Origin of the sequence: Methanospirillum hungatei, from assembly GCF_019263745.1 — an archaeon.
GTDB classification, from domain to species: Archaea; Halobacteriota; Methanomicrobia; order Methanomicrobiales; family Methanospirillaceae; genus Methanospirillum; species Methanospirillum purgamenti.
Genome location: NZ_CP077107.1, coordinates 626,949 through 649,986 on the forward strand (window position 1 = coordinate 626,949; position 23,038 = coordinate 649,986).

25 protein-coding genes and 1 pseudogene are annotated in these 23,038 nt (G+C 40.0%); 8 read left to right on the forward strand and 18 right to left on the reverse strand.

What is annotated here, in order from left to right:
- The first annotated feature begins 75 nt into the window (after positions 1–75).
- Positions 76–288 carry an addiction module protein gene (locus tag KSK55_RS03010; protein ID WP_218608121.1) on the forward strand — a complete coding sequence of 71 codons (213 nt, stop codon included), beginning with the start codon at positions 76–78 and terminating at the stop codon, positions 286–288.
- A 92-nt stretch (positions 289–380) separates the two neighbouring features.
- On the opposite strand, the pseudogene KSK55_RS16665 reads toward KSK55_RS03010, so the two are convergent.
- Together KSK55_RS16665 and KSK55_RS03020 are read right to left on the reverse strand one after the other, a co-directional pair.
- Positions 381–693: pseudogene (locus tag KSK55_RS16665) on the reverse strand (HepT-like ribonuclease domain-containing protein).
- Positions 694–717: 24 nt separating this feature from the next.
- Complete coding sequence (locus tag KSK55_RS03020) at positions 718–1,014, reverse strand: nucleotidyltransferase family protein (protein ID WP_218608123.1); 297 nt, start codon at positions 1,012–1,014, stop codon at positions 718–720.
- A 421-nt stretch (positions 1,015–1,435) separates the two neighbouring features.
- On the opposite strand from KSK55_RS03020, the gene KSK55_RS03025 reads away from it, so the two are divergent.
- From KSK55_RS03025 to KSK55_RS03035, 3 genes are all read left to right on the forward strand, one after another.
- Complete coding sequence (locus KSK55_RS03025) at positions 1,436–1,696, forward strand: MscL family protein (protein WP_256664165.1); 261 nt, start codon at positions 1,436–1,438, stop codon at positions 1,694–1,696.
- 302 nt (positions 1,697–1,998) lie between these two features.
- Positions 1,999–2,250, forward strand: a complete 252-nt coding sequence (locus KSK55_RS03030; RefSeq protein WP_218608124.1) for a hypothetical protein — start codon at positions 1,999–2,001, stop codon at positions 2,248–2,250.
- Between the two features lie 185 nt (positions 2,251–2,435).
- Positions 2,436–2,624 carry a hypothetical protein gene (locus tag KSK55_RS03035; RefSeq protein WP_218608125.1) on the forward strand — a complete coding sequence of 63 codons (189 nt, stop codon included), beginning with the start codon at positions 2,436–2,438 and terminating at the stop codon, positions 2,622–2,624.
- 307 nt (positions 2,625–2,931) lie between these two features.
- Here KSK55_RS03035 and KSK55_RS03040 read toward each other — a convergent pair whose 3' ends face one another.
- Genes KSK55_RS03040 through KSK55_RS03050 form a run of 3 tightly spaced genes read right to left on the reverse strand, consistent with a single transcriptional unit; the run spans position 2,932 to position 3,911 of the window.
- Complete coding sequence (locus KSK55_RS03040) at positions 2,932–3,252, reverse strand: nucleotidyltransferase domain-containing protein (protein WP_218608126.1); 321 nt, start codon at positions 3,250–3,252, stop codon at positions 2,932–2,934.
- A 21-nt stretch (positions 3,253–3,273) separates the two neighbouring features.
- Entirely contained in the window at positions 3,274–3,618 is a 345-nt protein-coding gene (locus tag KSK55_RS03045) for a HepT-like ribonuclease domain-containing protein (protein WP_218608127.1), read from the reverse strand.
- On the reverse strand, positions 3,615–3,911 hold the full coding sequence (locus KSK55_RS03050) for a nucleotidyltransferase family protein (RefSeq protein ID WP_218608128.1): 297 nt from the start codon (positions 3,909–3,911) through the stop codon (positions 3,615–3,617). Before KSK55_RS03050 ends, KSK55_RS03045 begins: the two co-directional genes overlap by 4 nt.
- A 502-nt stretch (positions 3,912–4,413) precedes the next feature.
- Between KSK55_RS03050 and KSK55_RS03055 the strand changes: the two genes are divergently transcribed.
- The gene (locus KSK55_RS03055) at positions 4,414–4,587 is read left to right on the forward strand and encodes a hypothetical protein (RefSeq protein ID WP_218608129.1); all 174 of its coding nucleotides are present in this window, start codon (positions 4,414–4,416) and stop codon (positions 4,585–4,587) included.
- Positions 4,588–5,008: 421 nt separating this feature from the next.
- Here KSK55_RS03055 and KSK55_RS03060 read toward each other — a convergent pair whose 3' ends face one another.
- Positions 5,009–6,628, reverse strand: coding sequence for an IS1634 family transposase (locus tag KSK55_RS03060; protein ID WP_218608130.1), 1,620 nt, complete (start codon positions 6,626–6,628; stop codon positions 5,009–5,011).
- Positions 6,629–6,968: 340 nt separating this feature from the next.
- Between KSK55_RS03060 and KSK55_RS03065 the strand changes: the two genes are divergently transcribed.
- The 3 genes from KSK55_RS03065 (at position 6,969) to tnpC (ending at position 9,933) form a co-directional block, all read left to right on the forward strand.
- Positions 6,969–7,958: a hypothetical protein gene (locus KSK55_RS03065; RefSeq protein WP_218608131.1), complete on the forward strand. Its 990-nt coding sequence runs from the start codon at positions 6,969–6,971 to the stop codon at positions 7,956–7,958.
- A complete protein-coding gene (locus KSK55_RS03070; RefSeq protein WP_218608132.1) occupies positions 7,951–8,325 on the forward strand; it encodes a hypothetical protein in 375 nt (124 codons plus the stop codon). Before KSK55_RS03065 ends, KSK55_RS03070 begins: the two co-directional genes overlap by 8 nt.
- Positions 8,326–8,454: 129 nt before the next feature.
- Positions 8,455–9,933 (forward strand): IS66 family transposase, encoded by a 1,479-nt coding sequence (gene tnpC / locus KSK55_RS03075; RefSeq protein WP_218607127.1) that lies wholly within the window; start codon positions 8,455–8,457, stop codon positions 9,931–9,933.
- Between the two features lie 181 nt (positions 9,934–10,114).
- Here the strand turns inward: tnpC and KSK55_RS03080 are convergent, their stop codons facing one another.
- From KSK55_RS03080 to KSK55_RS03130, 12 genes are all read right to left on the reverse strand, one after another.
- Positions 10,115–10,501, reverse strand: a complete 387-nt coding sequence (locus KSK55_RS03080) for a hypothetical protein (RefSeq protein WP_218608133.1) — start codon at positions 10,499–10,501, stop codon at positions 10,115–10,117.
- Positions 10,502–10,969: 468 nt separating this feature from the next.
- Positions 10,970–11,221 (reverse strand): type II toxin-antitoxin system MqsA family antitoxin, encoded by a 252-nt coding sequence (locus KSK55_RS03085; protein ID WP_218608134.1) that lies wholly within the window; start codon positions 11,219–11,221, stop codon positions 10,970–10,972.
- Positions 11,222–11,331: 110 nt separating this feature from the next.
- On the reverse strand, positions 11,332–11,469 hold the full coding sequence (locus tag KSK55_RS16670) for a DUF4258 domain-containing protein (protein WP_372238742.1): 138 nt from the start codon (positions 11,467–11,469) through the stop codon (positions 11,332–11,334).
- Between the two features lie 149 nt (positions 11,470–11,618).
- The gene (locus tag KSK55_RS03090; RefSeq protein WP_218608135.1) at positions 11,619–12,335 is read right to left on the reverse strand and encodes an endonuclease/exonuclease/phosphatase family protein; all 717 of its coding nucleotides are present in this window, start codon (positions 12,333–12,335) and stop codon (positions 11,619–11,621) included.
- Positions 12,336–12,451: 116 nt separating this feature from the next.
- The gene (locus tag KSK55_RS03095) at positions 12,452–13,267 is read right to left on the reverse strand and encodes an ABC transporter permease subunit (protein ID WP_218608136.1); all 816 of its coding nucleotides are present in this window, start codon (positions 13,265–13,267) and stop codon (positions 12,452–12,454) included.
- Positions 13,264–14,208 (reverse strand): ABC transporter ATP-binding protein, encoded by a 945-nt coding sequence (locus tag KSK55_RS03100; protein WP_218608137.1) that lies wholly within the window; start codon positions 14,206–14,208, stop codon positions 13,264–13,266. The genes KSK55_RS03095 and KSK55_RS03100 overlap by 4 nt, the downstream gene beginning before the upstream one ends.
- Entirely contained in the window at positions 14,205–14,825 is a 621-nt protein-coding gene (locus KSK55_RS03105) for a DUF998 domain-containing protein (protein WP_218608138.1), read from the reverse strand. Before KSK55_RS03105 ends, KSK55_RS03100 begins: the two co-directional genes overlap by 4 nt.
- 406 nt (positions 14,826–15,231) lie before the next feature.
- A complete protein-coding gene (locus tag KSK55_RS03110) occupies positions 15,232–15,879 on the reverse strand; it encodes a B3/B4 domain-containing protein (protein WP_218608139.1) in 648 nt (215 codons plus the stop codon).
- A gap of 117 nt (positions 15,880–15,996) precedes the next feature.
- Positions 15,997–17,880 (reverse strand): molybdopterin biosynthesis protein, encoded by a 1,884-nt coding sequence (locus KSK55_RS03115; protein ID WP_218608140.1) that lies wholly within the window; start codon positions 17,878–17,880, stop codon positions 15,997–15,999.
- Between the two features lie 41 nt (positions 17,881–17,921).
- Entirely contained in the window at positions 17,922–18,770 is an 849-nt protein-coding gene (locus KSK55_RS03120) for a phosphoribosylformylglycinamidine synthase subunit PurQ (RefSeq protein WP_214418752.1), read from the reverse strand.
- Between the two features lie 2 nt (positions 18,771–18,772).
- Entirely contained in the window at positions 18,773–21,712 is a 2,940-nt protein-coding gene (locus tag KSK55_RS03125) for an AIR synthase-related protein (RefSeq protein ID WP_218608141.1), read from the reverse strand.
- A 180-nt stretch (positions 21,713–21,892) separates the two neighbouring features.
- Positions 21,893–22,987 (reverse strand): glycerol dehydrogenase, encoded by a 1,095-nt coding sequence (locus KSK55_RS03130; protein ID WP_250545146.1) that lies wholly within the window; start codon positions 22,985–22,987, stop codon positions 21,893–21,895.
- Positions 22,988–23,038 lie beyond the last annotated feature (51 nt).

The window sequence follows — 23,038 nt, forward strand, 5'->3', positions numbered from 1 at the left end:
GGTAACAATCTATTTTCCTTTATCTGGAGTTTTTGAAGTTATTGATATATTCTCAATGATGAATGATATATAGACATGGTATCAATATCACCAAAAATTGAACAGGAAGTTCTTTCCCTTCCCGTTCAGGAACGATTGGCACTTATTGACAGGCTCATTGAAAGTCTAAATTTACCTAAAGACACTATAATTGATGATATATGGGCCAATATTGCTGATAAAAGATTATTGGAAATAAATGAAGGATTAGTTTCTTCTGTATCTGGTAATGAAATCTTTTCTAAATGAATTATTTTTTCCGAATGCTCTGCTAACACTACCCGTTGAACAACCTTCTGGATAATATTCTCATTAAGCGTAGAACATCCTCAAATAATTCTCTATTCTATTTTTATATTTTTAATAATCCTCCGGATCTTAATATCCAGGTATGGAATATCATATTTGATAACTGACCATACCACCATCCATTTTATTCCAAAATACCCGTGAATGAGTTTATCTCCTACCGGCAATGGCATTCCAGGGAACCTCCGGATGAGCATCTCGAAAAGCAGGAGAAAGATTTTTCACCGCTTCTCCGATTATCTCAAAAGAACGGGGAATAGAACGACTTAAATCAGGGTCAAGTCTGATATCATCAACAGTCAGAGATCCGGTTTTATCAAGAATATACCATATTTCATCAAGAATATGATATAAAAAAGGGAGTGACTCTTATACCCAGACTACCTCTCGGGAAATATAGGGAAGAATATAAGGAGAAACGCCATCCGTAGTTACAATTTCGATTTTTCTTGGAAATAAAGACTGGAGGTACACTTCAAGATCAAGATATTTTTTATATGTAATGGATTCCGGATCAAGTTCAATGAGGAGATCGAGATCACTGGATTCTTTGGCTTCATCCCGTACTACAGAACCGAATAAACCTACATTTGTCACACCAAATCGGTCTTTCAAGTCATGAGCTTTCCGTTTCAAAATTGAAAGTACCTCATCTCGTTCTGTCATCAGTATCACCTTTTATCATATTGTATTTGTACTCAGTATATTCTAAGGTATATGTAGAGTAATTAATCCTCATCTTCTTTATACTCACTGAGAATGAATTCAAATCCTAACCTGAATTATTCTCTTTACTCAAAATATGCTCTCTGATCACATGATTAACACCCTATGGATCTTTAATTTCAAAAAATCCCTCCCTGAAATAAACAACATAAAATCCACCACTATCACTCCTAGCGAATAAACCCTGACCACCCCAAATAATAGAAATCCACTTCCCGGAACCCAGAAAAGGAAATAACAAAAGAACCGAGGAAAATGTGAGTTCCCCCCAACCTTCCTGCATTCAGCCTGCTAACAAGTAAATGATTAACATGGCCGGAATGATTGCAGCATTTCTTGATTTTTAAATGAGTATCCGGTTGTGGCCCTTGCAGTGGCGTTTATCATGGGTGCTCCAGTAGCAGCCCGGGTAAATTCGTTTGTTGACAATAGTATCATGCCGTTTATTGGAGTTCTGGTTCCATCCGGAGACTGGAAGACCGCAACTTTGGCATTGGGACCGGTTAACCTGGGGACAGGTCCGTTTTTAGCTGAATGTATCAATTTTATAGTAATTGCTCTTGTGGTATTCATGATTGCCAAAAAAGTAATGGGCGATGAAAAGGGAGAGAAAAAGGAATGAGAACTAATAATTACTCAAATAATCCGGATCCTCTTATTTTTCATCTCCTAGAAAAGTGGGTGCAAATGTTTTCAATAAGGCATCGGCTATAGCAAGGTGTAGTATTTAAAAATCCCTCCGGTGTGCCAAAAAACTCTCCACAATCCCTGATTAACATGTGCCCGGATTTCTCATAAGTTGCAAATTCAGGATTATTCAAGGTAACAATTATGACTTTAGGGAGAAGTATATCGAGATATATATGAATACCTTATGAGAAGATTAATACTTGAGAGAAGGGAGAGAATAGAGAAGTTAGATCAATGATGAAATTATATCTCGATGTCTGTTGTTTATGCAGGCCCTTTGATGATCAAGATCAATTTATCATCAGACAGGAGGCTGATTCTGTTCAGGAAATATTCACAATGTCCAGTAATTCAGTTATGCTTATCGGAAGTGAGATGATTGATGAAGAAATTTTCCGTATAAGTCATATACAGAAACGTGAATTAGTGATGGGTTCTACCCAACTTATGCAGGAATATGTCCGTATTGATGAGACCATAAAATAAAGAACGATGATACTACGATCATATGGGTTCCATTCTGCAGATGCAATCCATATTACTTGTGCAGAAAAATCTCAGGCATCTTTTATCACAACCGATAAACAAATACTTCAAACAGCAGAAAAGATGAAACATTTACTACAATGTAGTGTAGTACATCCGCCAATATGGCTCATGGAGAATAATATATGACAACGAAAACATTATCCCGGATCCAGCAGGAAGGGATGCAGGCTTTAATTAATACCCTCGGTCCGGTTGATGCAATCCGTTTCATCAAAATATTTGATTCTGGTTATGGAGATTATACTGCCGAAAGAAAAAATTGGTTGCCTGATGATCCGGATGAGTATTTCAACTCCATCGAAACCAGATGACGAGAAAATAAATGATCTAAATGCCTCTTTTGAAAAAAAAAATTTAATTTTTCCTTAAATTATAAGAGTTACCTGATGATTCAGGTATTTCCATTTTCGAAATAGGTAGAGTGTACCAAAAAACTCTCCACCACTCCCGGATTGCCGAAAGCCCCCCCATCCGGATCCCCGATACTCCGGGTTACATGACCGGATAACAGCTGGTCCGGACCGTTATTGTGGCTTACCCCTAAATTTATAATTTTTTAGATCCGGTGGCTTCGTCGGTAGATCCTGGTGTGAAAAGGAATCGGTGTGTCAGCTCTAATCATCCTTCCGCTGCATAAACGGTCCTTCCCTCTTTTATACCATAATATAATGCTGAGCCAATTGGAGGATTCAGGATTTCATTTCTTGTACTTACAAGTATATCCACACCCACTCCAGGTGCAACCCTGCCGATGGCATTTCTAATTTCTGCCATTTTTCTCCCCTTTTCAGGAACAGATTCAAAAACAACTAGAATATCAAGGTCAGATGAGTCTGTTTGTTCTCCCCTGGCATATGAACCAAAAAGAATTATTTTTTCCGGATGCTCCGCTAACACCACCTGTAGAACAACGTTCTGAATAATATTTTCATTAAGCATAAAACATCCTCAAATATTTCTCTATTCTGCCTTTATCTCCTCGATAATCTTCCGGATCTTTATATCCAGGTCCGGAATATCATGCTTGATTACTGACCATACTACAATCCATTTTATTCCAAAATATCCGTGTATGAGTTTATCTCTCATTCCGGCAATGGCATTCCAGGGAATATCCGGATGAGCATCCCGAAATGCAGGAGAGAGGTTTTTTACCGCTTCACCAATTATCTCAAGAGAACGGGGAATAGAACGACTTAAATCAGGGTCAAGTCTGATATCATCAACATTCAGAGATCCGGTTTTATCAAGAATATACTGTATTTCATCAAGAATATGATATAAAAAAGGGAGTGACTCTTTCATACCCAGACTACCTCTCGGGAAATATAGAGAAGAATATAAGGAGAAACGCCATCCGTAGTTACAATTTCTATTTTTCTTGGAAACAAAGACTGGAGGTACACTTCAAGATCAAGATATTTTTTATATGTAATGGATTCCGGATCAAGTTCAATGAGGAGATCGAGATCACTGGAATCTTTGGCTTCATCCCGTACTACAGAACCGAATAAACCTACATTTGTCACACCAAATCGGTCTTTCAAGTCATGAGCTTCTCGTTTCAAAATTGAAAGTACCTCATCTCGTTCTGTCATCGGTATCACCTTTTATCATATTGTATTTGTACTCAGAAATTGTATATTTCAAAGTATATGTAGAGTAATTATTCCTCATCTTCTTTATACTCACTGAGAATGAATTTAAATTCTTACATAAATTATTCTTTTTACTCGAAATATACTCTCTGATCACATGATTATCACCCTATGGATCTTTTATTTCTAAAAAATCCCTCCCTGAAATAAACAACATAAAATCTACTACTGTCACTCCTAGCGAATAAACCCTGACCCCCCCGACTACCACTCCCGGAACCCGGAAAAGGAAAGAACAAAAGAACCGAGGATAAATAGAGTGAGCGTTCCCCAACCAATCAGCCTGCTAACAAGGAAATGATTAGCATGGCCGGAATGGTTGCAGAATTTCTTGAATTTTAAAAGAGTGTCCGGTTGTTCCTCTTGCAGTGGCGTTTATCATGGGTGCTCCAGTAGCAGCCCCTGGTAAAGTCGTTTGTTGACAATAGTATCATGCCGTTTATTGGAGTTCCGGTTCCCATCCGGAGACCGGAAGACCGCAACTCTTGGTTTGGAACCGGTCAATCTGGGGATAGATCCGTTTTTAGCTGAATGTATCAATTTTATTGTAATTGCTCTTGTGGTTTTCATGATTGCGAAAAAAATAATAGGCGAAGAAAAGGGAGAGAAAAAGTAAAAAGATCCAATAATTACTCATATAATCCGGAGATTTTTCTTTTTCATTTCCTAAAAAAATCCGGGTACAAATGTTTTCCAGATGGCATCAGCCATAGCAGGTGTAATATTCAATAATCTCTCCGGTGTGCCAAAAACGCTCTACCACTCCGGATTACCAAAAGCACCCCCATCCGGATACCCGATACTCCGGGTTACATGACCGGATACCAGCTGGCCTGGACCGGTATTGTGGCTAACCCCTAAATCAATAATATTCGTTCCGGTGGCTTCGTCGGTATATCCGGGGGTGAAAAGAAATTGGTTGTTGTCCTTATCTGGTGGAATGATTTAATTGAATTCGTATTCTCTTTTAGTTTTGAATGAGTTATTTTCCCAATTTTATTATGAAGCATTTATCCCACATTCGCTAGATCTTTTTTTCAGATGTAGAATTTTTCATACTCCGGTCCAAGCAAATGTAGTATCTTCAAGTTCTCAGGACTCAATCGTTGAACTGATGAGCACAATCTATCATTGAACACAATAATGCAGGATTTTATTTCCCTGAACTTAAAGAAAACCCATTTTAAGGTTGGATTATAAGTTGGTTTTTTCTTTTGATTCAAAACAGACGCCTTTTCTTCTTGCAACCGCTTTCTCATTAACCACTCAGTATATGCATAAATCATGAGGCAAAGAACCATAATCATACATAATGCCTCAATACATCTCTCATTTTTCAGATAGACTTCAGCAACCCTGAACGATTTGTCTTTTAAGAACCGAAATCCTTGTTCAACTAACATTTGTCCTTTATAATGGTCTAGTACGGCTTCAGCATTCAGATCGAGAACATTTGTAGCAAGAATAAACCTGCCCAGGTAAGCACGTTCTTTATCAATTGTCTGCTGATTTGGTTTGACAGAAGCCTTTATTTGATATTTTGTTAGGAGAACTTCACCTTCTTTTGGCCTTCCTCGTTTACCGTTTGATCGTTTATAAACAATTTTAACATCTGATTCTGTCAGAGTCACCAATGAATTCTTGTTCAGATACCGTAAAAGAGCATTTCTGGTATCCGCTTCGCATTCATAGAGGATTTTCGTGACCTCTTTCAATCCTTTTATTGCAACCTTGTATCGCTTATCAAGGTTTTTATCAAATGTTTTTTCCTCACGAACCTTCATTTTTTCAGATGAAACAATGATCCATTTTTGGGGGATCCCCCCATAAGTAGAATCTGCGGAACAGCAGGAATATCTAGGATCTGAAGTTGGAACGAAATCCACATCAGATTTCTGGAGTTCGGTCATCTCATTGATCGTAGCAGGTACATTGGAGATCCATTTTGTTTCCTTGCCTAGAGAATTGATGTTTTTTTCAGTATAGAGGGCACTATCTCCCATGAATATGACATCCGGATCAAACTCAAAAGATTCTTTGAGAGAAAGAATGGTTTTAACTAATGTTTCCTTATCCGATTCGTTTCCATCATGTGCCCGGGCAAATATTGGAATACCGTGTTGATTTACAACAAGACTGAGAACAAAACGTTTGAGATCCCATCGTTTATCTTTTGGATGTCCTTTTGTAATTCTAATACAACCATCTCCAGAACCGTTTTCGTATTCACCATGAACACTGAAATTTGTTGTATCTACGTGACCGAGTTGTAATTTCTCCTTGTAAACGGTAAACATTTGAGTTACTAGGTCTGTAAATAACTTCGTGGGTCCATAGGCATGGATTTGATCCAGTAATCGACCTAATACAGATTCGTTGAAATGACTGGCTGAAATATCTGGACCTATCAGTCTTTCGAGATCAAGGTTTTGACAGTATTCCGGAAAAAGATAGAGACGTCTCTCGGTAAATCCGAGGCCGTTGAGAATAAAAGCTAATAATATTTGAGAACTGGATAATCGGTGCTGTCCGGTTTTGGGGAGAGCTCGATCAATTATTTGAGCTAAACCAAGTTTATGGAATGTTCCTGCTACAATTCCAAGATGATCAATTGATTTAATCGAGTCTATTTGAAGAGGAATTTCCAGGGATTCCATTCTTCATAGATATCGACTAAAACTTAGTTATATATTTTACTATTATATAATTAATTTATGAGATCTGGCGAATGTAGGTTATATGTTTACGATATATTAATAAAATGTTATGTCGTAAACTATAGAAGTAATTTCTCCCAAGTAACTATTTTGTCCGCATCACCCAATCAATCTATAAGAACAGCAATTTTTTATAATTTTTCGAGATGAAAAATGAAGAAAAACTCACATATTATAATTGATTTTCTTAGATTAATGCTGAGGTTATAGACAGTTCTCTTAAATTAGTAAAAAAAAACAATTCAAAAAGTTTATTGTTAACTTCATCTCATTTCATTTGATGACAAAAAGTAAATTACTATTTGCTCGTTTAACTTTTCATGCAAATCCATCTGATCTAGATCTTTCAATTAAGAAAACATTAGAATTAAGAAAAAAATCCTTATTGGGAGTTATTTCCTATTCAATGAATCCTAATAAAATAATTTTACAAGAAATCGAGGAAATGAAAAAAAAAGAAAAAGAGATTAATAAAAAGGAAAAACAAACAAAAAAAATAATTTTAGATGATTGGTCTTATATTGAATTAATCAGAGATTCTAGGTATTATAATAAGAGTTTGTTTAAATTTGCTGGAATTCAGATTAATGATAATACAATTTTTGGAAAATTGGGAAAAAATACAAGCCATCAATATAATGTTGAAGATGATGAAACAGAAGATTTTCGTTCAGAATTTATAGAATCAAAAGATTTTTGCTATTTTTTAATTGATATTAAGAGTTCAATTATTTGTTTTGAAAATAAAAATACAGTAGGGCATTTAGCTCCAATCATTTTAATTCAAGATGCCTTTAACGCACTTCACCGAGGTGTAGAACAAATTGAGATCAATCTCATTACAAAAAGAAAAAGCATTTTAGATAATACTGAAAGCATGAAGAAAATTACGAAAATTAGTTTAAAATTATCACTTCCTAATCCAAATAGTACTCCTTTGTCTGAACCTATGAGACAGTATATAAAGAGGATGAATGCTGATGGGATGGAAATGGACGTTAATTCACCGAAAGGGCTAGATATGGGTTTTTTTAAAGCATTTTTTGTGAGTGGGATTGCTCTTGCTGAAGAAGGGTATGGAAAAGTAAAAGTAAAGGGAATCGTCGAAAAAAATAATAAAGATCAAGGCATTGTTATCGAGACATATAATTATCCTTACTCCGTATCTACTGATTTATCTACATTTGAAAAAACAACCGATAAGGAAAAAGTATTATTAGAGAATATTCATAACCTCGAAGAACTTTTAGAAGAGAATAAAGATGAATGAAAATAATTTTCTCTCAAAAATATTGGATTATGGTTTAAAAAATATATTTTTAGCTAAAGATTTTTTAATTTCTGTTTTAATTTTTATTTTATTAAATTTATTTTCATATTCTTTATGTGAAACTCAAAAAAGTGAATTTCTCAGTAACATAATTTCAGTCTCTGCTGCATTATTTTCAATAATTATTATGGCATTTGCAATTATTACGACATATACAGATAAGGAATATATTTTAGCTTGGATTGAAATTAAGAAATATAGTGGACTAATTACCTACTTTCAATTTTACTTATATCTTCCTTTAGTAGTCATTTTAATTGCATTATTTAATTGGTTTTTTTTTACTCAAAATATTCTTTTTTTGTAACTATTCAGCCGGTCTCAGCGCCCTTATCCCGTCCATCTGAAAACCTACTCTAATATTAGTCCTCTTCTTCTAAAAATTCATTTTTACCGAAAGATCTTTTTATAATGACTATTAACGTTAAATTATCAAATGGACTTTCCAGAAGAACTCAAAGCCAAAATACTTGAATGTCCTCCTGAAGTAATTGCATATATTGTTCACCTACATGAAAGAATTGATCAATTAGAATCCAGAGTCAAAGAACTCGAATCCAGGCTAAACCTCAATAGTCGAAATAGCGGAAAACCACCATCTTCTGATGGGTATGCTAAAAAGAATCGAAATAAATCAGATTCTCGAAAGAAATATCCGGGAGGTCAACCCGGCCATAAAGGGACAACCTTAAGGCAGAGTCCTCATCCAGATCATATCGAATATCATAAACCTCATGAATGCTCCAAATGTGGACATAGCCTTGTTTCTGGAAAAATACTCGGCATTGAAAAAAGACAGGTTTTTGATCTTCCCCCTCCTCCCACAATCGAGATAACAGAACATCAGTCTTTCACTATCTGCTGTCCTCATTGTGGTTTAAAAACATCAGGGGATTTTCCCGAAGATGTTACACATCCAGTTCAATATGGATCCAGAGTCAAATCTTATCTGACCTATTTTTCTCATCATCAATTAATCCCTTATGAACGAGTAACTGAAATCTGCTCAGTTCTTTTCGGTTTTTCTGTTAGTCCTGGAACAATCGTAAATTTAACTCACAATCTAGCGAAGAAATTACAATCATTTAAGGATGATATTGTAAACGTTCTTCAAAATGAGCCCGTAATCCATAATGATGAAACTGGAGTCAGAGTAGAAGGAAAACTTCATTGGCTTCATGTGACCTGTACTCCTAACCTAACTCATTATTCCCTTCAGAGAAAAAGAGGTAAAGAAGGAATGGATAATATTGGAATCCTTCCTGAATTTCATGGGATTAGTGTTCATGATTTCTGGGGTCCTTATCTTTCCTATTCCTGCGAACACAGTTTTTGTTGTGCTCATATTATCCGAGAACTCATCCGGGTTGAAGAAGAAACCTCTCAAAAATGGCCTTATGATCTTATTGAGTTATTATTAGGGGCAAAAGAAAACAAAGAGATATTTCATGGAGTTGGGGTTCCTATTCCTCCAATCATTCGTACCAGTCTGATGGAGTCATACGATGAATTGATACAGATAGGACTGGATGAAAATCCTCCACCGGTTGTAGATGAAGTAAAAAGGGGCAGGAAGAAAAAGGGATTTGTACGAAACTTACTCGAAAGGCTAAAAGAGTGGAGAGAGAGTGTGTTGAGATTTATAAATGATCCTCTCGTTCCATTCGACAATAATCAGGCCGAGAGAGATATTCGTATGATGAAGGTAAAAATGAAAATATCAGGTGGATTTAGAAGCTTCGATACAGCCAGTGCGATTGCTCTGATCAGAAGTTACATCTCAACTATAAGAAAAAATGGAATTAATGTTATTGAAGGAATTGTTTCAGCATTTCATAATTTTCCATGGTCACCAAATAGAACCAAAGATATTAGTGGAGAGTCGTTACTCTCTCAAAATCTTGCATTAGCCTAAGCCGACTGAATAGTTACCTTTTTTTTTATTTTACGATTTCAGCATTTTTTTATATGATTTTTGCATTATTTGACCTTGTAAAATTTATTGCAGATTATGCTCAAATGCGAGGAGATTTGGTATTAAAAATGGAGAAAAAAAGTTGAAATATTAATTTTGGTCTTCATAATTTCAATAATTATCAAATTTTAAAAATCATAATAAAATAATTCATAAAATAATATTTTCTTCTTTTTAACCTCAATCCCCTCACCTCTACATCCCCTTCTTCACTCACCCGGACTATTTGGAGAGCTCCCCGGAGATCCCGGACATATCTGACCCACAATCCGACAATCCCGATACAATTCACCACCGAAATACCAAGAGAAATCCCAGAAAATAATAACTCAGTACCAATCACTCCTCCCACATCAGAACCAAACCTCATCGTCCGGTTCCCGTCATCTGACACTGCCCTCGTCAGAAACAGCCCGGAACCGTTCACAAAATACTCAGCAGTAAGAGCATCCCGAATCTGCCGGGAAGACACGGACTTCCCCCCAGACAAAAGACCGGAAGATACCATCTTACTCCTCCTGACGGTCACATTCTCCGGAAGGGAAAACAGACATCCGGAAGAGTCCCCCGAATCTTCGGTTTCCTACTCAGAATACTCATCAATCCCCATCTGTCCGGACGACTCTCCGGAGGTGAGCACTATTAGGGAGTCGTCAAGCTGCAGGTTCTAACGAGCGATTTAAGATCGGTCGGAAAAAACTGCTGGCATATGCTGAATCAGGTATGAGGACAGACGAAAAGACCTATATTGCTCCGTCACACACAATCGAAGACGAAATCTCATCGGCTAATCCTACCGGGCTATGAGCAGAAGGAGGCGGATGAATCAGGTCAGAGTACCCACGTTTTAATTATTGGATACGATGTCGGGATTTCATTTCCGAAAAAGGGAATTACAGATTACCTCATGAATCAACGAATAGATCAATTCCATTATGCCTGATATGAATTTTCAAGAAGTGGAAAATAGAAATTATCACTCAGTTACACAAACCGGATCATTCTGGTATTGGTATTTTCGGACATCAAGAAGCGTACCTTGTTCCTGCATCTTTTCGGCCATATAATAGAGATTCTTTGCAATCTCTCCATCAATATAGTCCTCCCCACAAACATCACAGATTTCTGCAGGAACATCCCGCATAACAAGGGTAAAATGATCACGAGTGAGTAAGACTGAAGTAATACCTGGCTTTGTTTCACCTCTCTTACACATAGCACATTTCATAATGACCTCCTCTTTTTCCCTGATTCAAAATAAATCTCATCAGGTTCATATGGAGTGATTACAATAATCTCGTTTTCTTCCCTGTTATATGCAACGACAATATGTAATAATCAGCTTTTTGAATATCCATAGAGAAGAGCACTAGGTAGTGGATAATCATCAGGATAACTTTCAATAATCCCTCCTGATCGAATAATATCTTCAACCTTTTTTGTGATCGGTAAATCATTAGTTTCAGTACGTGCTATCTATGGAATCAACTACTCAATCCTTTCACGGATTAATCCCATGTTTTAGGTAAAAATATTCTCATAGACTTCTACTCTATAAATTTGGTTTTTTACGAGTGTAAAATTTATGATTTCAAATCATTATTACTATTCAGTAAAAAGAGTAATTATTCAATGTCGATATAAACAGGCATATGATCACTAAATTGAATCCACTCATCAAATTTACCAATTTCTAACATCTTGAGATTCTTTAGAAAATCCATTGAAGTGTAGATATAATCAACATGATATGGTCGCTCTTTTTTTCTATAAAGGAATAATGTTGGTTTTTTTTCGAATCCAAATTTGATATTTTCATGAAAATGATATGCACTGAATATTTCAAAATTTGCTAAAATCGCATTGAATTCAGTAAGAGTCCCCGTTACTGGATTTTTTTGAGTTGCAGAATCCCAACAAACGTTCCAATTCAAGTCTCCAATAATCATACATTTTGATTGTAGGTGATCATGATAATTTCTTAATACGTTAAATGCCTGACCGATATACCTGTTTTGAGGTGAATTAGTATCGTTTTTTGTCCAAAAAGCAAGAATCAAAATATCATTAAGTAAAAAAGGGAGGTAATATTTAGATTTACTATCGTGGACTTCACTTTTTATAATTGGCATTAATGAAAAAATACCAAGACCCTTATTATTATTGTCCCCTACCCAAAGGTAGTGCGGAAATTGAGAGGTAAATTTAAGGTCTGGTTTTTCACATTCTTGAATAATGGCTAAATCAGGGTATAAAGTACTTATTAATTTATGTTCCTTTTTCCGAAATGCACCATTACAATTCCAAGTCACTATTCTCATATCTTTCCCAACAATATCCATTTTTTGATTATGTTTTAAATAATCACTTTAAAAAATGGGTAAATCCACACAACCCATATCTTTCCATATATTTTATTTTTATATTAAAATCAAGGTATTTTACTGTCAGAAAATAATTATACCCTCGTTATCTGCTCGCTTCGGCTGAATATTTTAATCCCAATTTTTATCAGAAGGGCATCGACAACCAAAACCACGAGCGAAACAAACACGGTAACCTCCGGAGAGAGAAATAATAACCCAATAGACTGGGCAATCATCAGCCCGACCACAAGAAGGACCAGGATTCCCGTCGCCTGGTAGGCTTCCATAAAGGTTTTGACCCGGGTAGAGATGATAATCGTCACTGATACCCCAAGAAGAGATATCACTGGGACCAGGAAGATCATCATGACGATCCAATTCATGGTCGGGAACCAGAATGAGCCCATTATTGGAAGCCCTGCGATATTTACGATCAGGGCAAAGATGAGAAAGTTCAACCAGGTAAATACTATCCCTGGAATCATGGCTGCTGTAATCTTTCCAAGGAACAGTTCGGTATCGGTTGCCGGCGTATAGAGGAGCGGTTCAAGTGTTTTTCGTTCTTTTTCTCCGACAAATGCCTCTGATGCAATGATACAGGAGATCATCAGGGGGATGACCAGAAAGAGCGGAGCGATGAGATATCCCAGGATAATCACAATAAACAATGCTTCGGGTGTCAGGGTATCGATGAGTGACTGGAGCGTAGTCGGGATGAGTGATTCAATCTCATCAAACGCCTCCTGTCCGGTGAAATTCGGATCAAATGTCGGTGCATTGGTAATGATAAGGGGAATCAGGATTGCAAAGATGAATGAAACGATAAGAGCACCATAGATATTGATAGGGTTATGAAGTGCATCTTCGATATCCTTCTCTGCAATTGCCCTGATTATCCGGTAATTCATACGGTCATTCCTCCCTGTCGCTGGACGGTGAAGTAAATCTCCTCAAGAGAATAATCCTGCGGTGCTATCCGGAATATATCTCCTCCCTCCTGAATTACGGCCCTGATAACCGATGGAATCAGTTCTTTATCGGTGACATGAAAGAGGATAGTGGTCCCTTCCACAGAATCAACTGTGACTCCCCTCGTATTCCTGACTGCCTGAATAACTGCCGGTGAAGGTTCGTGAAGGAATTCCATCTCAACCGGAACAGCAGAGAACAGACGGCGGGAAAGATCCTGAATACTTCCTTCTGCAAGAATTTTCCCTGTATTGAGCATCGCAACTTTGCTGCATAACCGTTCTGCCTGCGAGAGATTATGAGTGCAGAGGAATATGGTCTTTTGTTCGTCTGATGCAAGCTCCTGGATAATATCTTCAACCTGCCTGGATGATTCGGGGTCAAGTCCTGATGTTGGTTCGTCAAGGAACAGAATTGGCGGGTCATGCATCAGTGCCCGGGCAATGGCTAACCGTTGCTTCATCCCTTTCGAAAATCCGCCAACCGGTTCATCTGCCCGGTCTGAAAGATGCATGAGTGAGAGCATCTCGTCTGTTCGTTTTGGTATCTCATAATCAGGAATTCCGTAAAACCTTCCAAAGAACGAGAGATTCTTCTTCGCCGTTAGTCTTTCGTACAGTGACGGGGTTTCAGTAAGAACTCCGGTCCTGGCCCGTATCCATGACCCGTCCGTTGTGACATCCTTCCCAAAGACATATGCTCTTCCCGAGGTTGGAGTAAGCACACCGTTCAGCAAACGGACAAGGGTTGTTTTGCCTGAACCATTTGGACCAAGCAGACCGAACACCTCACCTTCGAAAACCTCAAAACTGATATGATCGATTGCCGTGGTCGTGGGAAATGATTTGTGAAGATTGTCCGCCTGAATTATGGTGATCATATCTCCTCCGGTGTTCCGTATTTTCCGGTTAGAAATCCGCCAAATCCGATAAGCCAGATAATAACCGGATAAGCAACAAAGCGTTCAGTACCTCCGTCACCAAGGATTGGAATAAAAAACGATTGGAGGAATAAGAAGAGTAATGTCATTCCTCCGAGAATCACAAATACAAATTTTAGGGGGCTTTTTGTCATCTTCCATGAGAGGATACAGGAAAGCCCTCCGGAGATAAATGTCATCAAGGCAAAAATGGGATGTAATATTGCAACATTCCCCGGAAATATCCCGACACCAAGTACTCCGATACCGAGGAGAAGAGGAAAAAGTTTGAATATCCGTTCACTTTTATTTCGGAATAAGAGAAGTGCTCCTCCGATAATCAGAAGGCCACTCAGTATCATAGTCCAGTTGAAGAGAGTGGCTGATGGCTGGTATGAGATACTGTCCGGCGGTCTGGTGGCTCCTAAATCACTTATTTCACTGTTGGCAGTCGTGTAGCCCTGGGGATAAAAAATTTCTGCCGTAATAATTCCCATGAAGAGAAGAGAACCGGCCAGAAGAAAGAGAATCCCGGCATATGATGCTCCGGGAATACCTGGTGAAATCCCTGTACTCATTTCTATTCTCAATAATCGGATTTCAGCACATAATTAGATATTGTTTACTAACTGGAGTCAATGCAACCCTTTGTTTTATAAAGGGAGGTAATTTTTTACATATATACCAGCATGAATATGTCGGCATGAGTCTTTCTCCGATTGTGCTTGGGATTGTTCTCGCATTTTCAAATCTTCATATCGTGTTTAATCTCACCGGTTTTGTCTGAATGACGGGACCAGAAAATCATGCCAATAAGTGTAGCACAATAAGGAACTGCAGATAATACTCCGATCTGGATGTGAGAATCGGTAAAGCCGAGTGAATGAATTATCTGGTCGTGATCGAATAGAACTCCACGGCTTGATTTTCATCTCGTGGTTTTTTCCTCCCGATTGACCTGCATGTAACCGGATAACTCTCCAATCATCTTCCCTGATTATACTCTTTCAGGTAACCAGATGCCAGTTTGTATGCAGAAAATACCGTCTCTTTATCAATTTTCGGGACACCACATGCTACGATATGTATCGTCTTTGTGGCAGGAGTTATCTTTGTTCCATCTGAATCCCGATATGGATAGACTGCAATGATCTCTTTCTCATCGGTGAGGATAACCTGATTTTTTTGCAGAATTATCGGCTTTTTCATGCCTATCCCAAGAAATTCTTCTCCTTCCTGTGCAAACCGCATAGTAAGATCCCCATGCAGAAGGTGAGCATCAAAGGCCCCTATTGGAACACCGGTCCGGATTGATGCAAGATTATACGCATCCACAGCCGTATTTATTGTTGGGAGTGGTTTTCCTGCGAGTATCCTTCGGACCAGAGCTTCAGAGGCCGGACGAGTTTTTGTCGGGTCTACTCCGACGCTCCAGAAGAAATCCCTATATGCTCTGAAGAGCGGTTCATCTTTAATCTGTTCAAGTGAGTATCGATCTTTTATTTCTGCGATAATTACATCTTTCAGATCTTCAAGCTCAGGATTCACATCGGTAATAGCAAGTGGTCCGATATCACCTTCTGCAACAAAAAGCCCGGGAAAAGTGGTGAGAATATCAGTATCAATTTTCATGAAAAGGTATTTTGCGACAATGATGATAAAATAAAGAGATTTGAGAATCAGAAACGGTAGTCCACCATGCAATTATAAAAGACACATAATGAAACAGTGTATCTATGCAAATGCTCGTCATCGAATAGTGCAATACCGGATATTACCAGTCTGATCTATCTCATATCCGCCAAGGTGTATGAGTATCTCCTTAAACTTCTGGGATTTTATCAACTCGATAATTATTTTAATACGATGATCCTTCTCAAACATCTCCTTTGTGGTTACCAGTTCATATCGTTCCACATCGACCGGAACAAATGGAAGCGAAAATGCACGAGCTGCACTATAAATGGTCATCCCAAGATCTGCATCACCATTCATTACTGCAAGGCAGACACCAAGGTGCGTTGGAACTTCTTCATCATATCCGTCAATTAATTCAGGCCGTATATTTTTTTGTTTCAGAAGATGATCAAACAGCATCCGGGTCCCTGAACCCTCCTGGCGATTGATAAACCGATGAGTTGTGATAGACTCAAATCCAAGAATCTCTTTAGAGACAATTCCCTGAATCCGTTCACCGATACATACCAGGACGAGTTCTTCATTGTGAAAATGTTTTTTGAGATAAGGAATGTTATATTCACCGTCATCTGAAAGCAGGTGCATCGGAGCCAGATGACAAAATCCCTGTTGTAACGCAAGCAAACCTCCCGTACTTCCTACATGAGAAGATGCAATAGTAATCCCCGCATCCTTTGCAAGATCAGCCAGGTAATCAATCGCTGGATCATGACTCCCGGTTACAAGCACCACCTGATCTGCAGTTTTATGAGGAACTGTAAGATATGCGGTTGTTTTATCACCACTCTTCAATTCACCTTTGCTTGATGGAATCTTCAGGTATGCCTGTGCCCTGACCATGTACATCTGGACACCAGCTCCACGGGGAAATGGAACTGCAATCCAATGATCCTTGATTTTTCCAACCGATGCCAGCACAAATTCTTCAAAACCGGTTGATGAGTGAACGTCTCTTCCTAAAATAACCGGAATAGCTGGATACTCAGGAATTTCACATCCGAACCAGGAGAGAAGAGGGAGCACTATCTCACGAAGGATCGTATAATTCGCAATAGGATATCCAGGCATTCCAATGATCGGTTTTCCTTCGATATCTCCAAGAATAGTCGTTTTTGCAGGAATGATTGCAATACCATTTACAATAATGGTCCCCAGTTCCTCAATAACTGAAGCAGTGTAATCCTTCGTCCCTTTCGAAGATCCTCCGGAGATGAGAATAATGTCATGATCCGCAATTGCTTGTGTTACAACTTTTGTAATCTTTTTCTTATCATCCAGTACGATTGGATAATGAGTGACCGTTACTCCAATGGAACCAAGCAGAGCAGCAACAACGTGCAGATTACTTGCAATCATCTGATCTGGTTCAGGATGCGTTCCTGCAGGAACAATCATATCACCCGTGGGAATGAGAGCAACTTTGAGATCACAGACCAGAATTTCAGTAATCCCAAAACTTAAAAGAGCACCAATATCTGATGCCCGGATTTTGCTTTTTCTGGGGAGAATCATCTCATTTTGGACGATATCTTCTCCAATGGGACGGATGTGATGCCAGGGAGGAATGGGTTTCTCAATACAATATCCTCCATTCTTCTCCTTCAGGTCTTCAAGCATGATGACCGCATCATACCCATAGGGTACAACATTACCCGTGTTTACTGGAATTACATCAGTAAGAAATACCTGTTTTTTTCCGGATGAATCAAGAGTATCCTTACTCCGAACCGCTATTCCATCCACTTCTGAAAGATGAGCCGCTGGAACAGAAAGCGGTGAAAAAATTGCTTCGGCAGTTGTCCGTCCAAGAGAATCCTGAACAGGAATACGGGACATTCGTGGTGAAAATGAGAATCGTTTTTGAAAGATACGAAGTGCTCCGGACAGTGATGTAATCGGTGGAGCCTGAGGAGAACTTTTCTCTTTTTTCACCATATGGTCTTCAAACCTGTTTTATTGTAATAAATTGAAATAAATTAACAGAAATACCCTACGATATTTCTGAATAATTTCATATTCATGGATTCTGTCGGAACGGGCTGCTGATTTCGGCGTAGCCTTTCTTTTTGTAAAGGCCAGTCATATTCATTGACAAATTCCATCGCTCGCTCAGGATGAGGCATCATGGCAAGGACTTTTCCGTCTGCAGAGGTGATTCCGGCAATGTCCGCAACCGACCCATTGGGATTATAGGGGTACTCTCCATCAGCTGGTTTCAGATTTTCCCGACAGTAGGTAAACGCGATCATCTTCCGGTTCTTGAGCTGGGTAAGTACCTCCTTTGAACAGGAAAAATTCCCTTCTCCATGAGAGACCGGACAGACTATTCGTTCAATGCCCTTCGTCCAGAGCGTTTCAGCAGCGGGTTTGATGGTCACGTACCGGCACTCAAGCACTCCTTTCCGGTTTGGCATGAGTGCGATATCCCGCTTATATTGCTTATCAAATGCCGGCACAAGCCCAAGATTAGCGAGGATTTGAAACCCGTTGCAGATACCAAGCACCAGGTTATCTTCCTCGAGAAATTCAGTCACATCATTCCAGAGATTATTCCTGACCCGGTTGGCATAGGCATTTCCTGCCCCGGTATCATCACCATAGGAGAATCCACCAGGGAAAACCAAGAGACGATAATCACACATCCGGTATTTCCGGTCGATAAGATCATTGATGTGGATGATATCTGCATCCATACCCGCACGTAAAAGGGCCTCCCGGGTCTCCATCTCTGAATTAATCCCGTACCCGCTCATGATGAGTGCCTTGTCCGGGATCAACTCCAGTTCCTTCCGTCCAAAGGCCTGTCCTGTCGCTATCGGATTCATGATTAATACCCCCCGAATGGTTTCTTATATGCTGATTCAAGTTCACTGACCGGGACAGATATCCGAAGTGACGGTCCGGTTATCTGCAGATTCTTCCCGGTTACTCTGCCAATCAGGGTAGCGTCAGATCCCATCGCCAGTTCAAATGATCGTTTCTTATCAGGATCTACTGTGACGATGAATCGTCCAAGGGTTTCTGAGAAAAGAAGGACATCTGGTCGTAGGTCTCCGGTGAGGGTGACATCCAATCCCAGTTTTCCGCCGATTGCTACCTTTGCAAAGGCCACAGCAAGTCCTCCATGGGTAACCGGGAATGCCGATACAACGAGATCGTGTAAAATGGCATGAGTTAGCCGCTGGTACCGGACTTTCATGGCTGGAATATCCAGAGCAGGGACGATGCCACCGGAGATACCAAGATAAGCAGAATATTCCGACCCGCCAAGTTCCTCCCGGTTCTCCCCAATCAGGTAGACAAGATCCCCTTCGATCTTTGCATCAAGAGAGACTGCTTTTGTCACATCCGGGTGGATACCGATGGAGGATATAAGGAGCGTCGGGGGCACGGAGACTAACACCGGATTGTTATTTTCGTCATATCCTCTGAAGTCGTTGAACATACTGTCCTTTCCGGATATGAACGGCGTTTCAAACCCGGTGGCTCCGTCATAACATCCACGGGCTGCAGCTTTGAGCTGGGCCAGTCGCTCTGGTTTATCTGATGAACACCAGCAGAAATTATCCAGGATGGCGATAGAATCAAGTGGAATACCAAGCGCGATAAGACCACGAATTGCGGTGTCAATACAGGCAATCGTCATCCGGTAGGAATCAATCTCTGAGTATGATGGGAAGATGCCCTGTGAAAGACCGACTCCTTTCTTTGAATCCGGAACAACTTTGGTAAGGGTTGCCATCCCCTGAACTCGTCCTGCTCCCTGAACCGGACCCAGTACATGCCCGCCCTGCACGGTATGGTCGTATTGAACAGAAATAAACTCCTTGGAACAGATATTCTTCCTGGCAAGCATCTCCTTGAGTGTCGTATCCAGGTGCTCCGGGCATGACGGCATGGGATCTGATTGAACAGGAACTGGTGCTTCTGTCTTCAGGAGTTTTATCGGCAGACCATCATGCAGGAAGGAGAGCTCGATATCCATCACAACCGTTCCATGAAACTCCACTACACACCGGCCGGTATCAGTGAAAGTCCCAATAACCGTAGCTTCCACCTCCCGGCTGGCAAGAAGATCCATGAACTCATTCAATTTCTCTGGCGGAATCGCAAGAGTCATTCGTTCCTGTGATTCCGAGATCCAGATCTCCCAGGGTGCCATTCCCGGATATTTAAGTGGGACTTTATCAAGATAGACATGGCATCCGTTACATTCCTTCGCCATCTCTGCTACCGAACAGGAGATACCACCAGCACCGTTATCAGTGATACTGGTATAGAGGCCCCGGTCCCGTGCTTCCTTGACGATAACGTCTGATACCTTCTTCTGGGTGATGGGATCTCCAATCTGGACGGCGGTGACCGGACTGCCCGGGTCCAATGCCTCTGATGAGAAGGTTGCCCCATGAATTCCGTCTTTCCCGACCCGCCCTCCTATCATGACAATGTAATCTCCCGGGTGTGCCTGTTTCTCAAAGAGATTTCTAGTCCCGTCACTGCGGGGCATTATGCCTACGGTTCCGGCAAAGACCAGGGGTTTTCCTACATACCGATCATCAAACCAGACAAATCCCTGGGGTGTCGGGATACCTGAGCAGTTCCCACCAACGCCAACTCCTGATACGACACCGTCAAGAATCCGTCGTGGGGAAAGGATTGGATTTGAATTGTTTTTGCCGCGATAAAGGGCTGGATTGCTTTCCGGGTCTCCGACACAAAATCCATAGATATTGATACAGGGTTTTGCTCCAAGACCAAATCCTATGGTGTCCCGGTTCACTCCTACAATTCCGGTAAGAGCTCCCCCAAAGGGATCAAGTGCTGACGGAGAATTATGTGTCTCAACCTTGTGGGTGACGAGATAATGGTCGTCAAAGATAATCCCTCCTGAATTGTCGGAAAAGACGCTTAGACAGATGTCCTTGTCACCCTTTTGTGCCCGAATAGTATTGGTAGCCGCCTGGATGCAGGTCTTATAAAGCCCCTTTGGCATATCATCGTCCATTGGTGAGGCAAAGATCGTATGCTTACAATGCTCACTCCATGTCTGGGCAAGTGACTCAATCTCAACATCAGTTGGTTTTCTTCCCAATGATGTGAAATAGTCACGGATTGCATGCATCTGTGCCAGGTCTAATGCAAGCGGGCCCCTTCTCTGTCCAGTCTCTGAATCAATGATGCCTTCTTTTCCGATTCTGATAAGCTCCTGGTCATCCACACCAAGGTCAACCGGTTCAGCAGTTGGGAGTTCGTGCAAGTTGACGAGAGGGACAACAATATCCATTCCTTTCGTGCCATACTCAGTCCTGGTTTTCATATGAACACGGTTGATCAACGGATTGGCAAGTGTTGCAGCTAGATTTTCGGCATTGGTCGGGGAGAGCCTTCCACAGACAAAGTACATCTGAGATGAGTATACCGCTTCTCCTGGCTCGAATTTTCTTTTGGTAAAGTCTTCGATGGTCTGGCGTGCGGTAGTGCCTACGTTATCAGTCACCCCCGGAAGAAACCCGACTTCAATAGCAGTATCAAAGTGTGCAATCGTGGCTTTATCAACGGTAAAAGTCTGCACCACCGGGTTTATGAGCTTTGAACCTATCTCACGCAGTTCTTCCGGAGTAAAGTCACGGGAATGGGTTGAGATGGTATAGATATCAATCACATGAAGTTCATCAATGGGAAACCCAAGTGAACGGATCCGATCAGTTCTAACCTTTAGTCTGGGATCGGTTTTATATTGGACTTCTATCCGGTGGACATATGCCATGTATACCTGGGTAGTACTTGGTTTTGAATAGCAAAATAAGTATCAAGAAATGAGAGATCTCAACCTATGGATAGATTATTATATAATAAGTTATAGGATTGTTAAAAATTACCAACAATCATCCTGATTATCCTGAATTTATTGAATAATTTCTCGGGTTTATGAGTGAAGATAGGTTTCTCATCGGAATTTTAAACCCAGTTCATTTGTCTGAACCATCGCATCATATACCATTGTTGATGTGACATCAAATGGTTCACTATTCATAAAATTAATCGGACTACATGCGATATCTGCAACCTTCATGAGATCGTCATAATCGAAAGGTGTGTCACTTAATTCTGCAAATGTGACTGGCAATCCGACATTCGTACAGAATTGAATCACCTCTGCTATCTCATATTCCGGACGGTTTTCTAATACCAACTGAACAATTACACCAAATGCCACAAGTTCTCCATGGTACCGGTTATGACACTGAGGAAGAGCCGTCATTGCATTATATATCGAATGTGCACAGGCAAGCCCGTTGCTTTCAAATCCGACACCACTTAAGTAAATGTTTGCTTCAATAACATTCTCCAATTCTTTTGAACAACTATTCATTTCAGCAGATTGCTTTGCCTTCAGGCCATCACGAATAAGGATATCATAACAGAGTTTTGCTAGGGCATAAGATGAATTTGTAGACAATCCTCCAACAAAATTCTCATGCCCAGAATTGACATTTGCACGGGCCTCAAAATACGTGGATAGTGCATCACCCATGCCTGCAACGAGATATCTGACCGGTGCCTGAGCAATAATCTCGCTGTCGACTAAAACGATCTCCGGATTCCTTGGTAAGATCAAATTTCCATCAAACACATGATCTTCAGTATACGTTACAGAGATTGCACTCGTTGGTGCATCAGTTGAGGCAATGGTGGGTATCGATATTACAGGGCATCCTTTAAAGTAGGCAACTCCTTTCGCAGTATCTAATGTTTTTCCTCCCCCAACGCCCACTACACATTTGCAGTGATTGTTATCAAAAACTTCACATAACCGATGGATCTCATTTTTTGTACATTCACCGTTGAATTTTTCAAAAATTAATGATCTATCTGATTGAAGGAAACTCTCCTCAATTATACCTTTTAAAAAGTGCATTGCATGATTTCCCATAACAAAAAGGTACGGTCCATGAATACGGGCAATATGCTTGTTGATGCGGAGAAGTTCTCCAGGGCCCTGAATATAGTGAGAAGGGGACGCTAACACCTTGGTCATCATGAGGAACTCTTTTTTCTTTTCTATTAGAGCTTTTTGATTGATTATTTCATA